1 pseudogene is annotated in these 294 nt (G+C 64.3%); it reads left to right on the top strand.

The features are described from left to right. Nucleotides 1–294: pseudogene (locus NE591_RS14935) on the top strand (sensor histidine kinase KdpD); the annotation flags it as partial.

Genomic DNA, 294 nt, shown 5'->3' with positions numbered 1-294 from the left:
GCCGGCTCAAAGTGTTCCTCGGGTACGCCGCCGGCGTGGGAAAGACCTTCGCCATGCTCACCGAGGCTCATCATGTCCAAGATGAGGGCGTCGATGTGGTAGGGGGCTACGTTGAGCCGCACACGCGTGCCGACACCCTTGCCTTGCTCGATGGCCTGGAAGTGCTGCCCGTGAAATCGGTGAAGCACCGAGACGTCGCTTTGCGCGAATTCGACCTCGACGCCGCCCTGAAGCGCCGTCCCCAAGTTGTGCTGGTAGACGAGCTGGCGCATACCAATGCGCCGGGGTGCCGCC

Origin of the sequence: Adlercreutzia sp. DFI.6.23, assembly GCF_024462535.1 — a bacterium.
GTDB classification, from domain to species: Bacteria; Actinomycetota; Coriobacteriia; order Coriobacteriales; family Eggerthellaceae; genus Adlercreutzia; species Adlercreutzia rubneri.
This window is presented reverse-complemented; position numbering and strand designations above follow the sequence as displayed.